Origin of the sequence: Actinomadura sp. 6N118, assembly GCF_044326415.1 — a bacterium.
Classification (GTDB): domain Bacteria; phylum Actinomycetota; class Actinomycetes; order Streptosporangiales; family Streptosporangiaceae; genus Spirillospora.
In genome coordinates this window covers 1-14,763 of the sequence record NZ_JBIRAZ010000006.1, presented here as the reverse complement: position 1 = coordinate 14,763, position 14,763 = coordinate 1, and the positions used below count along the sequence as shown (strand labels likewise).

General features: G+C 70.2%; 11 protein-coding genes. 3 read left to right on the top strand and 8 right to left on the bottom strand.

Annotated elements, in window-relative coordinates; translation table 11 throughout:
* Nucleotides 1–180 precede the first annotated feature (180 nt).
* A complete protein-coding gene (locus ACH34W_RS16395) occupies nucleotides 181–1,950 on the bottom strand; it encodes a protein kinase (protein ID WP_395961738.1) in 1,770 nt (589 codons plus the stop codon).
* A gap of 199 nt (nucleotides 1,951–2,149) precedes the next feature.
* Here ACH34W_RS16395 and lysX point away from each other — a divergent pair, with 199 nt between their 5' ends.
* The gene (gene lysX, locus ACH34W_RS16390) at nucleotides 2,150–5,449 is read left to right on the top strand and encodes a bifunctional lysylphosphatidylglycerol synthetase/lysine--tRNA ligase LysX (protein ID WP_395961737.1); all 3,300 of its coding nucleotides are present in this window, start codon (nucleotides 2,150–2,152) and stop codon (nucleotides 5,447–5,449) included.
* A gap of 16 nt (nucleotides 5,450–5,465) precedes the next feature.
* Here lysX and ACH34W_RS16385 read toward each other — a convergent pair whose 3' ends face one another.
* The 6 genes from ACH34W_RS16385 to ACH34W_RS16360 form a co-directional block, all read right to left on the bottom strand.
* The gene (locus ACH34W_RS16385; RefSeq protein ID WP_395961736.1) at nucleotides 5,466–6,104 is read right to left on the bottom strand and encodes a hypothetical protein; all 639 of its coding nucleotides are present in this window, start codon (nucleotides 6,102–6,104) and stop codon (nucleotides 5,466–5,468) included.
* Between the two features lie 90 nt (nucleotides 6,105–6,194).
* Complete coding sequence (locus ACH34W_RS16380; RefSeq protein WP_395961735.1) at nucleotides 6,195–6,575, bottom strand: hypothetical protein; 381 nt, start codon at nucleotides 6,573–6,575, stop codon at nucleotides 6,195–6,197.
* A gap of 66 nt (nucleotides 6,576–6,641) precedes the next feature.
* Nucleotides 6,642–10,253 carry a hypothetical protein gene (locus ACH34W_RS16375; protein ID WP_395961734.1) on the bottom strand — a complete coding sequence of 1,204 codons (3,612 nt, stop codon included), beginning with the start codon at nucleotides 10,251–10,253 and terminating at the stop codon, nucleotides 6,642–6,644.
* Nucleotides 10,254–10,338: 85 nt separating this feature from the next.
* The gene (locus ACH34W_RS16370; protein WP_395961733.1) at nucleotides 10,339–10,545 is read right to left on the bottom strand and encodes a PspC domain-containing protein; all 207 of its coding nucleotides are present in this window, start codon (nucleotides 10,543–10,545) and stop codon (nucleotides 10,339–10,341) included.
* Nucleotides 10,546–10,685: 140 nt separating this feature from the next.
* The gene (locus ACH34W_RS16365; RefSeq protein WP_395961732.1) at nucleotides 10,686–11,327 is read right to left on the bottom strand and encodes an HAD family hydrolase; all 642 of its coding nucleotides are present in this window, start codon (nucleotides 11,325–11,327) and stop codon (nucleotides 10,686–10,688) included.
* Entirely contained in the window at nucleotides 11,324–11,971 is a 648-nt protein-coding gene (locus tag ACH34W_RS16360) for an MBL fold metallo-hydrolase (protein WP_395961731.1), read from the bottom strand. Before ACH34W_RS16360 ends, ACH34W_RS16365 begins: the two co-directional genes overlap by 4 nt.
* Nucleotides 11,972–12,096: 125 nt before the next feature.
* Here ACH34W_RS16360 and ACH34W_RS16355 point away from each other — a divergent pair, with 125 nt between their 5' ends.
* Nucleotides 12,097–13,197: a phosphotransferase family protein gene (locus tag ACH34W_RS16355; RefSeq protein ID WP_395961730.1), complete on the top strand. Its 1,101-nt coding sequence runs from the start codon at nucleotides 12,097–12,099 to the stop codon at nucleotides 13,195–13,197.
* Entirely contained in the window at nucleotides 13,194–14,300 is a 1,107-nt protein-coding gene (locus tag ACH34W_RS16350) for a hypothetical protein (RefSeq protein WP_395961729.1), read from the top strand. Before ACH34W_RS16355 ends, ACH34W_RS16350 begins: the two co-directional genes overlap by 4 nt.
* A gap of 65 nt (nucleotides 14,301–14,365) precedes the next feature.
* Here ACH34W_RS16350 and ACH34W_RS16345 read toward each other — a convergent pair whose 3' ends face one another.
* A complete protein-coding gene (locus tag ACH34W_RS16345) occupies nucleotides 14,366–14,650 on the bottom strand; it encodes a hypothetical protein (RefSeq protein WP_395961728.1) in 285 nt (94 codons plus the stop codon).
* Between the last annotated feature and the right edge of the window lie 113 nt (nucleotides 14,651–14,763).

Here is a 14,763-nt window from a genome sequence, read left to right as displayed (position 1 = left end):
AGGAACGCCCCGCGCACACCTCACCGGCAACTGTCGTATCTGGGACGCCCTCGCCTGTCCCAAGGTTCATCAGCCCGTACTCACTCCACCTCGTCCGGCAGCACCAGCGTCCCCGCCGCCATGAATGGCGACCATACCGACCAGCGACAACAGATCGGAACAGATACGGCTTACGGACCGTCACTTCGCGGGCGTGAAGTACTCGTAGACCGGCGCAAGATCAGCGAGGGTTTTGTCCCAGTCCTTGTCGGGCGCGTAGAGCACGATCGCGTAGCCCATGCCGTTCATCACGAAGCCGCGGTTCAACGCGTGCATGCGGCGGCCCTTGCCGTTGTAGGTCCACTCCCAGTCGGCGGCCTTCTTACCGGTCTTGTCGGCGACCGGCTTCCCCTCGACGACGGGCTTGATCGTGACCTTGTCGTAGCCGTCGAAGTTCCCGCGGCTCATCGGCTCCTGCTTCTCCCAATCCTCGAGCGCGCTGGGGTTGGGCTTCGAGGTCTGGTCGACCTGGATGCTGCTGATCCCGTCCGGCGCGTCGAAGAAGACGCTGCTGGAGGAGGAACCACGCTTGTTCGGGCCCTTCCAGTCGTCTGGGATGAGGATGCTGAACCCCGAGTCGTCCTTGTGGCGCTGGAAGCCTGCGGGGATTCCGCTGGCCGCCTTGGTGGCCGTGGGGGTGTTGGACGGGGCGGACTGCGTGGGCGTGCCCTTGCTGGTCGTCGGAGTGACGGAGGGCGTCCCCTTGTCGCCCGACTGGGCCAGGGCGAAGCCGATGATGAATACCAGGACGACCACGACCACGCCGATGACGATCAGGGCGTTGCGGCTCAGGGGGAGGGCGGGGCCGCGGAGGGCGGGGGGCTTGGAGACCGGCTCGGTCTCTGGGGGGATCTCCGGTTGCTCCGGCCTGGGCGTGAGGAGGGTCTTCGGCTCGGGGGGAGGCTCGGCGTACGAAGGCTCGGGATACGCAGGCTCGCTGTAAGTGGGCTCGTTGTACGTGGGCTCGTTGTACGTGGGCTCGTCGTATGCAGGCTCGTCGTATGCGGGGGCGGCGGCGGAATACTCGGCCATGAGGTCTTCTAGGGAGACCTCCACGGCGAGGGTGCGCTGGGTGTCGACGGTCTCGCGGCGGACGATTTCGTCGAGGAGGGCGCCGGCCTCGATCGCGTCCATGCGCAGGTCGGGGTTCTTCTTGAGGAGGCCCTCGATGATGGGGGTCAGCGGGCCGGCGTTGGCCGAGGGGGTCGGGTCGTCGGAGATGATCGCGACGAGGGCGGCCATGGGCTCGGCGCGTTCGAAGGGGGACTTGCCCTCGACCATCGCGTAGAGGGTGACGCCCAGGGACCAGAGGTCGGAGGCGGGCCCGGCGATGCGGCCGCGGGCTCGTTCCGGGGCGATGTACGCGGGCGAACCCATGACCAGGCCGGTCTGGGTGAGGGTGGCGTCGCCGGACGCGGTGGCGATGCCGAAGTCGGTCAGGACGGCGCGGTCACCGCGAGTGATCAGGACGTTGCTGGGCTTGACGTCGCGGTGCAGCACGCCGGCGTCGTGGGCGGCGTGCAGGGCCGCGAGCATCTGGCGGCCGATCTCGGCCGCACGGCGGGGCTCCAGCGGTCCTTCCTGCTTGATGACCTGGTCGAGGGAGCGGGCATGGATGAGCTCCATGATGATCCACGGCCGGCCGTCCTCCTCCACCACGTCGTAGACGGTGACGACGCCGGGGTGGCCGAGCCGGGCGGCGGTGCGCGCCTCACGGAAAGTGCGCTTGTATTGGACGCTGCGTTCCTCATCGGTGAGACCATGCGGCAGGATGACCTCCTTCACCGCAACGTCACGACCGAGGACCTCATCGTGAGCCTGCCAGACCGTGCCCATGCCACCGCGACCGACCTGGGTCCCCAGGCGGTAGCGGCCAGCGAGCAACCGCTCCCCGGTGGTGTCATTCGGCATATCCGCGACCATACCGACTTTTGGTGTCAACCTTTTACCCGGCCCGCTGGCCGAGTCCCCTAACTCTTTCACCTCAACTCTTTCACTACGACGCCCGTACTACCGCAGAGGTTCGCGGGCACTGAAGATCGACAGAAGCGTGATGCCCGTGACACCCGGTACAAATAGAAGAGCAAGGCAGAACCGCAACGGGGGGACGATGGCGGAGACGGGCCTGCGTGACGGCTGGCGGCGCCTCATCGAGGCGGTGCCGACCGGTTTCTTCTGGTACACGCGCCTGTCGGGGATCCTGTCGCTGATCTCGTGGATCTCGTACGGTCTGATCGTCGACCTGCTGGAGTTCTGGGCCCTGAAGTGGCTCAACTTCCTCTTCATCATGCCGAGCGTGCCGGTCGCGCTGATGTGGATCCTGCTCTCGATGGGCGTGCGGCGGCGCAAGAAGGCCGCCTGGCGGATCCTGATGCTGCTGTACGGCTTCTTGGCGGCCGTGAGCCTCCTCGGGGTGCTGTCGAGCCTGCTCGGCGGGAACCAGGACCCCGGCCAGCCCAAACTGGTGGCCCTGCTCATCACCGCGGTCCTCTACGGGTCGGTCGTGGGGCTGCTGGTCGCGGCGCGCGGCCAGTTCACCACGGTGCCCGACCGGGCCAACCGGCGGATGGCCGCGATCGTCTTCTCCCTGCTGCTGATCGTCACCGGTGGCATCGGCACCATGCTCGTCACCCTGACGGATAAGGATCCCAAGGGCGGCTTCTGGACCCATCCGCTGTACGTGCTGGCGCAGACGGTCCTCGGCCCCCGGGTCACCGGCGCACCGATCTCCGTCCGCGTCCCGGACTGGGTCGACGGGATCCTGTGGGTGCTGGGCACGGGCCTGCTGCTGATCACGCTCTGGGCGCTGTTCAAACCGGGCAGCCGCGACGCGGTGCTCAGCCCGGAGGAGGAGCTTCCGGCGCGGGCGCTGCTGGCGGAGTACGGCGACCAGGACTCGCTGGGCTACTTCGCGTTGCGCCGCGACAAGGACTTCATCACGGCACCCAACGGCAAGGCCGGCCTCGCCTACCGGGTAGAGGGTTCGGTCTCGCTCGCCAGCGGTGATCCGCTCGGTGATCCTGAGTCCTGGGACCAGGCGATCGAGGCGTGGCTGGGCGAGTGCCGCAACCACGCCTGGATCCCCGGCGCGGTGAGCGTCAGCGAGCGCGGCGCCCACATCTACCGGCGGCACGGGTTCGACGCGCTGGAGCTGGGCGACGAGGCGATCATCGACCTCACCGACTTCAACCTCGACGGCCGCGAGATGCGGCAGGTCCGTCAGGCGGTGCGGCGAGTCGAACGGGCCGGTTACACGGTCCGGATCCGGCGGCACTCGCAGATCCCCGACTGGGAGATGGCCAAGCTGATCCGCAGCGCCGACGCCTGGCGCGGGGAGAACACCGAACGCGGGTTCTCCATGGCGCTGGGCCGGCTGGGCGACCCGACCGACGGCCGCTGCGTGATGCTGGAGGCGTTCGACGCCAAGGGCGAGCTGCGCGGCCTGCTCAGCTTCGTGCCCTGGGGCCGTACGGGACTGTCGCTGGACCTCATGCGCCGGGACCGGTCGGCGGAGAACGGGCTCAACGAGTTCATGGTCGCCAAGCTGGCCGAGCGGGCCGCGACCGTCGGGGCCCAGCAGCTGTCGCTCAACTTCGCGATGCTCCGGTCGGCGTTCGAACGCGGTTCGCAGATCGGCGCCGGGCCGGTCGCCCGCGGCTACTACCGGATGTTGTCGTTCGCCTCGAAGTTCTGGCAGCTGGAGTCGCTCTACATCTCCAACTCCAAGTACAACCCGCACTGGTACCCGCGTTACATCTGCTACATGCAGAGCCGCGACCTGGTGCGGCTCGGCCTGGCGTACGCGCGCGCCGAGGGCTTCGTGCCCTCTCTCAACCGCCCCAAGCTGGAGCGGGTGGCCAACGCCGCGCCGCCGGCCTCCCTCATCGCCAAGATCAAGGAGATCGAGGAGGCCGCCGACGCCGCCCGCGCGCCGCAGCGCCGGCTGTCGGAACAGGAGCGGGTCCGGCACGCCAAGCTGGCGCAGATCCGCGAAGCGGGCATGGAGCCCTATCCACTGGGCTTCAAGCGCACCGACTTCGCCACCGATATCCGTGCCCAGTTCGCCGGTCTGGAGCCCGACGCCCGCACGGGCACCACGGCGGCGATCGCCGGCCGGGTGGTGCTGGCCCGCCAGCACGGCAGGCTGATCTTCGTGACGCTGCGCGACGAGACCGCCGACCTGCAGGTCATGCTGACCGCCGACGCGCTCGGCACCGAATCCCTCCAGTCCTGGCGGTCGCTGATCGACCTCGGCGACCAGGTCGGGGTGCGCGGCGAGGTCGTCACGTCCAAGCACGGCGAGCTGTCTCTGCTGGCGTCGGATTGGCTTCTGACCGCCAAGTGCCTGCGGCCGCTCCCCAACAAGCGGAGCGGCCTGTCCGACCCCGAGGCCAAGGTCCGGCAGCGGTACGTCGACTTCATCGTCAACAACGACTCCCGCAACATGTTGCGGATGCGCGGTGACGCCGTCGCGGCCGTGCGGGACGGGCTGCGCGACCGCGGCTACCTTGAGGTCGAGACGCCGATGTTGCAGCCGATCCACGGCGGCGCGACGGCCCGTCCGTTCACCACGCGGATCAACGCCTACAACATGCAGCTCTACTTGCGGATCGCGCCGGAGCTCTACCTCAAGCGGCTGCTGGTCGGCGGCGTCGGCAAGGTCTTCGAGCTCAACCGCAACTTCCGGAACGAGGGTGTCTCACAGAAGCACAACCCCGAGTTCACGATGCTGGAGGCGTACGAGCCGTACGGCGACTACGACACCATGGCCGAGCTGACCCGCAACCTCGTCGTCGACGCGGCCAAGGCGGCGCTCGGCACGACCGTGGTGGTGCACGACGGTGTGGAGTACGACCTGTCCCAGCCCTGGCAGGAGATCACGGTCTACGGCTCGGTGTCCGCAGCCCTCGGTGAGGAGGTCACGCCGGACACCCCCCTCCCGGCCGTGCATCGCCTGGCCGAGAAGGCCGGGCTCAACTTCGCCCCTGAGTGGGGCCAGGGCAAGGTCGTCCAGGAGCTCTTCGAGGCCCTGGTCGAAGAGGACCTCAAGGCGCCGACGTTCGTCCGTGACTACCCCGCCGAGACCTCTCCCCTCACCCGCCCGCACCGTGACGATCCCCGCCTCGCGGAGAAGTGGGACCTCATCGTCTTCGGCCTCGAACTGGGCACCGCCTACTCGGAGCTCATCGACCCGGTGCTGCAGCGCCAGCGCCTCACCGAGCAGTCGCTCCAGGCGGCGGGCGGCGACCCGGAGGCGATGGAACTGGACGAGGACTTCCTGCGGGCCCTCGAATACGCGATGCCCCCCGCGGGCGGCATGGGCATGGGGATCGACCGGCTGCTGATCACGCTCACGGGACGCAGCATCCGCGAGACGATCCCGTTCCCCCTCGTACGCCCAGGCTCCTGACCGGAGGCTCCCGGATTCAGAGGTGGCGCGGGGCTGGGCTGAGACCGTAGGCGGCCAGCCACAGCCGGGCCCTGCCCCGCTCCCGTTCCTCACGGACGAAGTCGGCGCCCGGCGACTCGTCAGCTGGGACCGCAGGGGCATCAGGGCTGCGAGGGACTTCAGGGGCCGCAGGGGCTGCGGCCTCGGGCGACACCATCAGCCATCGCTCGTGGTCTTGGCCGGGACTCGGCTCGCCGCACTCCCCGTCCACGGCCTCCGCGGGCGCCTCGTCGATCGGCAGGATGTCGCCACGCGCCAGATCGATGACGAACGGGCCGTCACCAAGGCGCCCGTGCAGCGCCCCCGCGAGCTCACCCAGATCGACCGGCACCCGCCCGAGCACGTCGCCGGCACCGCCGCCGAGTGCATGGACGAGCTCCATCGCGAGCTCGCGGTCGCCCGCCTCGCCACGCGCGTTCAGCGCCTGCAGGCATTTCTCGGCCAACGGCGACGCGCCCGGAACGGCTTGGCCCAGTGCGGCCACGAGGACGTCGCCCGCGTACTGCAACACCGGCTCCAGCGGCCGGACTTGCAACAGCTCGACCCCGGCCGCGCCGCGCCCCAGACTCGCCGCACCGCGCAGTGCCCCCAGCGCGCCTTCGTCCCAGTCGGTCACGAGTCCTTTGTACAGAACCCCTGTGACGGACGCTGAATCTTCGGGATGGACACTAAATCTTCGGGATGGACGCTGACGTATGCGGAGAAATCACCGATCCGGCCGCTTGTCCTCGACGTGGACGACCGTGAGCCCCTTGCCGTCCTGGTCCCGCTTGGACCTGCCGAGCAGCCCGATCACCACGTCCTCCGGCGCCTCGATCTCTTCGGGAGAGACGTAGTTGAGCACGTCGTTGTGGTGCCCGTACACCACCCAGCCGGGCGCCGCCTCCAGGTCGATGGTGCCGAAGTCGGCGGCCGGGCTGCCGGGGTGCACCGGCCCGTACTCCCGCAGGATCTCGATGGCCTGCGCGGCCAGATCGTCCTCGGGGTCCATGAGGATCACGCACGTCCCGTTCTCGAACAACACCCACGACTTCTCGTCGCCCACGATGACGCGACGCCACACGTCCACCATCTCGATCGTCTCCACGGCACGGATCATGCCTTATGCCTCCGACACCGGGCATCCCATTTGATCCACCCCAGGCAGGCCAGATCAGGACGATTCCCGGTAGGCCTCGACCGCGTACCGGAGCCGCGCCCCCACGAGCAGGTCCTCGTCCTCGGGACAGCCGAGCGTGTCCCGTGCCCGTTCGAGCAGCTGGTCATCGGACAGGCCCGGCTCGGCCGCGGCGATCTGGCCCACGATCTGGATGAGCTCCGGCCTCTTGTACGCGACGATCGACCGGCCGCGTTCCACGGTGACCGGCCCGGCGGGCGCCGGTGGCTCCGGCTCGGGCGGCGGCGTGGGGGCGGGCCCCAGCGCACCGGGCGTCGGCGGAACGAAGCGCGTCAGGAGGATCTCGAACAGCGGTGCCGTCGGCGTGATGAGCTCGCGCAGGTCCTCGGGGAGGAGAACGGCGGGCACCTCGTCCTCCGGTGCGGGCAGCGGGTCACCGCTCTGACCGACCAGGATCACGCGGGGCGCCGGCCAGAGGAGGAAGAGCGCCTCGGCACCCGCCTCGTGCTCGCCGTCGATGATGACGACGTCGAACGCGTCGGGCTCGACCGAGACGAGGTCGGGGATCTGCCAGAGGGGAGCGATCCAGGCCGGGACGGCCGGCGCCGCCGGGTCGAAGCGCGCCAGGCACGCCTCCCACGCCTGTGCGCCGGCGAGCGCGTCCGTGAGGCCTTCCAGCTGCGCCTCCGCCTCCGCGAGCGCGGTACGGAGGCGGCTCTCGGCGGCTGACCGGGGCAGCTCGGCGAGTCGCGACGAGGCGTACGCCCACGCCCACGCCTCCTCCCAGCGCCGTACGGGCGGGCCTCCGGCGAGGAGTCCGGCGAGCTCGGGGTGCGCCGCGCGAAGCCGTTCGTACAATCCTTCGCAGCGGACCTGGAGCGCACGTTCATGCCGTACCTCGGCCAGCGCTGCCAAGGCGGACGCGTACGCGGCGGCGTCGCGGTTGTCGATGGCGGTCACGGCGGCGACCAGCTCGGGCGGCGCACCCTCGGGAATGTTGCCGATCGAGTCGCGGAGCGCGGTCAGGTCGGCGGTGGCGCGGTTGACCTTGAGGCCGAGCAGCGCGTTGTCCAGCGCGACCAGAAAGCCGTGCCACTGGAGCGGGTGGGCAACCTGGACGCCGATGCCGGCCAGCAGCCCGCACGACTCCTCGATCGCGGGCAGCACCTCCCTGATGACGGCGAGGCGGTCGTGCGCGCGTGCGAAGAACGTGACCCGTTCCTCCTCCGGCACATCGGGGAACGTCGCGCCGGCCGCCTCCCACACGTACTGCAGCTCCTGGCACGACATGCGGACCATCAGATGGACGAAGATCACGTCCAGCAGTTCCGGCGTGGTCGGCGGCCGGCCGTCCACCCTCGCGCCCGTCAGGAGCGGCTCGGCCTGCCGCTGCGCTGCGGAACGCATGGGGCCGCGTTTGAGCGTGCCGCCGTCGGCCAGATGGTTGCGCAGCTCCTGCGCCGCGGCCGCGAGCTGCCTGAGATGCGACTCGCCGGGTGGCAGCCGGATGTCGCGACCGGCGATCGACGCGAGCGCGTGCCGCGCCCACTCGGCCTGCGGCGCCATCTCGGCGACTCGTGCCCAGACCGTCGGGCGGCGGTTGCTCAGCGCGTCGCTGAACGCGCGGGCGGCCGGATCCCCCGGGTCCCAGTCACGTGGATGGCCCGCCAGGCCCAGCCGTTCGAGGGCGCCGGTCACGGTGGCGGCGCATCCGTCGAGCCGGGCGAGGAACGTGACGTCGCACTGCCGCAACCGCCGCGACAGCTCGGTCTGCGACCGCTCCGCCCGTTCGGCGGCGGCGGCCTCGGCGTCGATCAGGGTCCGGACGTACGCGGCGCTCGGCAGCGAGCCGGGATCGACGTCCCGCTGACCGGTACGGGCGCGCCGCCGGGGCGTCTCCTCGCCCAGGAGCCGCTGGAGCTCGGCCGCCTGAGCCCTGTTGATCGGAGGTTTCTCCGGCATCCCCTTCAGTGGCGGCAGCCAGGAGTGTTCGGGCGCCTCGGCGGCCAGCCGCCGTTCCAGCTCCGCGCGCGCCCCGCGGTAGCCCGGCGCGAGATCGACCACGTCGGTCGCCTCGGTCAGCGCCAGCCGCTCGCGCAGCTCGGCCACGGTCCGGTCGGCGGCGGCGCCGCGTTCGGCGAGGTTCTCCTGCCATGCCCGGTGGCGTCCCGTGTCGTGCGCGACGCCCCGCGACCGCAGCCGCTCGAGGACATCGGCCTCGTCGGTCGTCGCGCACAACATCCCGATCTCCGCCGGCAACGCCGCGTGCAACCGGTCCGCCTCGGGGCTGGCGACGAGCACACGGCGCCCGCGCGTCAGCAATCCGGTCAGCAGGTCCGCCGCCGTACGTGGCGTGCGTTCGGGGACATGCAGGATCCGTGCTCCCGTGCCCGGCTCCAGGAGCCGGGCGATCCCGCCGGGCACGCGCGCGCCCGGCCTGGCCAGCCAGGCCAGCAGCGCCTCGTAGTGATCCGCCAGCCCGCCGCGATCAGGCGGCCGAACGACGATCGCGGGCGCCAGGCGGAGCTGCGGTATGGGCGCCGCGCCCTGTCCGGGCATCCAGTCCTCGCGGAAGACGGCCGCCACATCGCTGCCGGCGAACGCGACCGTGCACCACTTGCGGAGCACGTCGGACACCGAGGCGCGCAGCCCGAATCCCTGCCCGGCCTGGACGGCGTCCCACACCCAGTCGGTACGCGCGGGCCGGAAGCCCGGCACTCCCCCGAGCAGCTCGCGATCCCGCAGCGACGTATGGCCGGCGAGGACGACGTCCACCCGTTCGGTCCGCTCGTCCACCACGATCCGCACCGGCGTGGTCAGCAGATGGTCGCGGACCGCCGGCCCCTCCCCGGGCTGCCAGGTCAGCAGTCCGGTGGCCAGCACGACCTCCTGTCCCTGCGCGGCCAGATCCCGCAGCGTCCGGTACCAGTGCCGCATCGCCAGCCAGCCGTCGAACTCCTCGATCACGGCGGGCGGCGCCAGCGGGATCAAGGGGATGCTGAACAGCACGTCTCCGGGAGCCGCCTCGGCCTCGACGTAGACGTCCCCGGGCAGCTCCGCCAGCCAGTGGACCTGCCCGTACGCGTCGACATCGCGTGCGACCCCGCGCCGTGCCCGGGACAGCTCGCGCAGGTACCGCAGGACGGCTGTGGCCTCCTGCAGCGGCCCGTTCTCCTCGCGGGCCACCCCGGCCCCGCCGTGAAGTCCCACACCCGTCTCACGCGGCCCTCGGACGCCGTCGCGCGGCGCCCGGACCGCATCGCGCGACGGCGCGACGGTCCCTTCGTTCTCGGCGGCCTGATCGGACATGCCGTACGGCTCATACGGCCCGGAGGGCTCATACGACCCGGACGGCGGGCCGCCCTCGCCCTGGGCGCCTTCAGCCTGGCCACCCTCGACCAGGCCGCTTTCAGCCCGGCCACCCTCAACCTGGGCGCCCTCAGCCCGGGCGCCCTCGGCCCGGCGCAGCCGGCCTGCTGTGCCCGCCCTGTAGAACGGCCTGGCGGCCGCTGGAGGCGCCTCAGGAAGCTGTTGCGGGGCCTCCGGCGCTCCGGGGGGCGGCCACGGCATGTCGCGGTGACGCCGCCCCCCGCCCCCCGGCCGCGAGTGCGGCCTGGGAGGCTCGCGGAGCGGGCCCTGGTCCGGCACGGTGACACCTCTCGCCTGAGCGAACTCTGTGCACCGATCTAACACCCCGGAATGCCCTACTCCAAGAGGGTCTGCGGTCCTTTGATCAGTAGGACGTGCGGGCGCGGTACTTGTCCTCGCTCGGCACCATGACCCAGAGGACCAGGTAGATCACGAACTGCGGGCCGGGCAGCACACAGGAGAGCAGCGCGAGGAGGCGGACGGCCCAGGCACTCATCCCGAACCGCCGTGCGAGGCCCGCGCAGACCCCGCCGATCATCCGGCCGTTGCGCGGACGGTAAAGGCCGTTCATGTCGTTCTCCCCATTTCAGGTTCTTCCGTAGGTATCCGCTGAGCAGCGGCTACGTGTTCCACGGTACGAATCGGAAAGGCAGACATGTATCGGCCGAACGGCCTGTTCTGATCCCATACTCCGGGATTAGGGGATCACCCTTAGGGGACCACCAGGGCGGGGAGTCCGGTCAGGTCGTCGAGCACGAAACGGCAGCGTGCGAGGGCCTCGTCGTCCTCCTGGATGTGCCCCCACGGCCCGCGCCGGAGGAAGGCCACCTGCATTCCGAGCGCGAGGGCCGGGCGTACGTCGTTATCGATGCGGTCACCCACGTACAGCACGCGTTCGGGAAGCAGGTCCGCCAATTGTGCGCAGCGTTCGAAGAACTCCTGAGCGGGTTTCTCGACGCCCCAGATATCGGAGATTCCGATGACGTCGGCGTCGAGGTGGAGCGCCTCCAACTGCTCGGCGGCCTCGGCGGGCTGGTTGCCGGCGATCCCCACGTAGAGACCCTGGGCGCGGAGGCGGGCCAGGCAGTCGCGCGCGTCCGGGTAGAGGTCGTCTGCCCCGAAGCCGTTGGGGATGCCCGCCTCGGCCCGCCTCTTCTCCTCGACAGCCAGGTCGAAGCCCGGCCGGAAGTACTCGAAGACGTCCATGTGCGTGCCGCCGGTGACCAGGACGGCGCCGAGCTTGGTCAGGAAGGTGTGCCGGGGCACGCCGAGCCAGTCGGCCCAGCGGCCGTAGATCTCACCCTCGCTGACGAGGGTCTCGCCGATGTCGAAGAAGACGGCTTCGATCTTCACGCGGCGCCCAGCTCGACGGAGTCGCCCGGCGTGAGGCGGCGGAAGTCCTTGCCGGCCTCCTTGCCCGCGTTGCCGACGTGGGTCTCCATCACCATGAGGCCGTTGTCGTTGAGCAGCCCGTCATGGATGACGAAGGCGCGTTCGGGACGGACGGCGCGCGCGTACTCGTACAGCTCCGGGATCTTCATCCAGGGCGCGTTGCCGGGCAGGCACAGCGTCGGAACGGGCTCGGCCGGAACGGTCAGGGCGTCCCCCGGGTGGAAGACCTCCCCGTCCACAAGGAAGCCCACGTTGGGGATCGGCGGGACGTCCGGGTGGAGGATCTCGTGGTCCTCGCCGTACACGTGGATCTCGAAGCCGGCGGCCGTCACGGCGTCGCCGTGCCCGACCTGGTGGACGCGGCTCCCCAGGTCGGCCAGGTTCTCGGCGACGACGCGGGAGGTCCACACCTCCAGCAGCGGGTCGTCGGCCATGGCCTTGCGGAGTACGTCCGGATTGAAGTGGTCGAAGTGCTCGTGGGTGATCAGGACCGCGTCGGCGCCGGTGAGGGCGGAGGACTCGCTGAAGGCCCCCGGGTCGATGACGAGGGTCCGGTCGTCCTTCTCCAGCCGTACGCACGCGTGTCCGAACTTGGTGAGGCGCATTGACCGATTTTTTCACGTCGCCGCGGCGGCACTGCCACGGCCCATGACGAAACGAGCGCTTGGCCAATTGACCCGCCAACGCCCGGTTGATAGAACACGTTTCAGTTTCTGTCTTGGAGGCGGCGATGCCCGTTCCCGACCAGCGCGATCCCGAGCTCACCCGGCGGATCCTCACCGAATGGCTGGACCGGCATCTGCCCGGCGTCCGCATTCCCACGATCGAGACGCCCAAGACCAGCGGGTTCTCCAGCGAGACCCTGATGTTCGACGCGTCCTGGACGGAGGGCGGTCCGGGGGGAGACGCAGAGGGCGGCTCTCAGGGCGGCACCGAGCGGCACGAGCCGTTCGTCGTCCGCGTGGCGCCCGCGCATTACCAGATCTTCCCCGAGCCGCGATTCGAGGAGCAGTACCGCCTGATGCGGATCCTCGACGAACGGACCACCATCCCGGTGCCGCCCATCCGGTGGTACGAGCCGTCGTCCGAGCCGCTCGGCGCCCCGTTCTTCGTGATGGGCCGGATCGACGGCGACGTGCCGACCGACATGCCGCCCTACCACCAGGACGGCTGGGTCACCGAGGTCCCGCCCGAAGAACGCGCGGCGATGTGGTGGTCGCCGCTGGAGATCCTCGCGGAGCTCCACAAGCTGGACGTGGCAGAGCTGGGCCTCGGCTTCCTGGACCAGCCGGCCTGGGGCGCCACGGGGCTCGACCAGCGCCTCAACTACTACGAGCACTACCTGCAATGGGCGTACGAGGGGCCGCAGGAGACGGCGCTCCAGGCCTTGGAGTGGCTGCGGGCCAACCAGGTCGACGAGTCCGGCCCGCCCGCCGTGCTGTGGGGCGACGCCCGCATCGGCAACGTCATCTTCCACAAGGGCGAGCCCCGCGCGGTCCTCGACTGGGAGACGGCGATGCTGGGCGCTCCGGAAGAGGATCTGGCCTGGTACATGTTCCTCGACCGGCACCACTCCGAGGGGATCGGCGTGCCGCGGCTGGCGGGATTCCCGTCCTACGAGGACACCGTGGCGCGGTACGAGGCGCTGCTCGGTCGGCCGCTGCGGCACATGGACTACTACGAGGTGCTCTCGGGCTTCAAGTTCTCGGTCATCATGGCCCGGGTCGGGCAGGCGATGATCGACTTCGGCTGGATCGAGCGCGACAACGACTTCCCCTACAACAACAACTGCACCCGGCTCCTGGCGCAGATCCTCGGAGGACTCCAGTGACGCTCTCCCCGCTCGACGACTACCCGATCCACCAGGCTCCGGAGGTCATGCGGCACGTCACCACGTCCGACCGCAACTTCTACGACCGCTACTACTTCAACGTCCACGCCTGCTCGGACGAGCTGATGCTGATCATCGGCATCGGTCAGTACCCGAACCTCGGCGTCATGGACGCGTTCGCCGTCGTGCGGCGCGGGCCGGCGCACAAGGTCGTCCGGGCCTCGCGCGAGCTGGGACTGGACCGGATGGACACGAACGTCGGCCCGTTCCACGTCGAGGTGATCGAGGGCCTCAAGAAGCTGCGGGTCGTCCTGGACGACAACGAGCACGGCCTCGCGTTCGACCTCACCTGGGAGGGCGCGATCCCGGCGCAGCTCGAACCGCGGCACTACCTGCGCTGGCAGGAACGGCTCACGTTCAACACCCAGCGGCTCGCCCAGACCGGGCGCTGGACCGGAACGATCGTCATGGACGGTGAGCGCATCGACGTCACCCCCGACCGCTGGTGGGGCTCCCGGGATCGTTCATGGGGCGTCCGGCCGGTCGGCGAGCCGGAACCACCTGGCATCCAGGTGAAGAACGCGGGGACGTTCTACTGGCTCTACACGCCGATCCAGTTCGAGGACCACACGATCCTCGGCATGATCCAGGAGGATGAGAAGGGCCGCAGGCTCATGGAGGAGGCCGTCCGCGTCTGGCCGGACGAGTCACGCGACCCCGAGTACCTCGGCCGTATCGACTACGCCCCGGTCTACGCGGAGGGCACCCGGGACGTCGTCACCGCGACGCTGGCGTTCAACCCACCCGGCGGGAAACCGTTCGAGATACGGGCGACGCCCATCCTGCCCGTGCACCTGATGGTCGGCACCGGGTACGGCCTGGAGCCCGACTGGAAGCACGGCATGTACCAGGGCCCGGAGCTCAAGGTGCAGGGCGTCACCTACGACACCCGCAAGGAGGAGGACGCCGCCCGCATGTGGGGGCTGGTCGACGCCGTGGCGAGCTACGAGTACGTGGACGGGGCGGCTCCGACCGCCGCCGGGACCGGCTACGGCCTCTACGAATACTGGGCGCTCGGCCCGCACCCGAGCTTCCCCGAATAGCCCAGCGGAGAACGCGCGGAGTACGGCAGGGCCGCACAAGATGTACGGCGGGGCCGCACAAGATGTCAGCCGGCGGCGAGCACGACGGCGAGGACGGCCAGACCGAAGGCCACGGTGGTCAGCACGAGGAACGCGACGATGACCGCGCAGGCCAGACCCTTGGGCTGGTCCCGCCAGGTCCCGTAGTGGTCGCGCACCTGCTGATCGAGCTCCTCACGGGTCGGCCCGCCGTCGGCCGGTTCGTCAGCAGGCGGGGAGGTCACGCCGCCCAGTCTCGCAGACGGTGCCTGCGCGTCGCCGTCCTTCCAGGTGGAGCCGTCACCCCGGTGAACCCAGGTGGAGCTGGTCACCCCGTTGATCCAAAAGCCGATCTTGAACGTGCCGGGGGCGCCGGCCCAGGGTGGGGCGGCGCCCCCGCCCCCCGCCGCCGCGCACCATCCCCTCGCTGAGCGCGTTGATCAGC

Coding starts and splice junctions, on each gene's coding strand:
- ACH34W_RS16395 (WP_395961738.1), bottom strand. CDS start 1,950: ATGCCGAATGACACCACCGGGGAGCGGTTGCTCGCTGGCCGCTACCGC.
- lysX (WP_395961737.1), top strand. CDS start 2,150: ATGGCGGAGACGGGCCTGCGTGACGGCTGGCGGCGCCTCATCGAGGCG.
- ACH34W_RS16370 (WP_395961733.1), bottom strand. CDS start 10,545: ATGAACGGCCTTTACCGTCCGCGCAACGGCCGGATGATCGGCGGGGTC.
- ACH34W_RS16360 (WP_395961731.1), bottom strand. CDS start 11,971: ATGCGCCTCACCAAGTTCGGACACGCGTGCGTACGGCTGGAGAAGGAC.
- ACH34W_RS16355 (WP_395961730.1), top strand. CDS start 12,097: ATGCCCGTTCCCGACCAGCGCGATCCCGAGCTCACCCGGCGGATCCTC.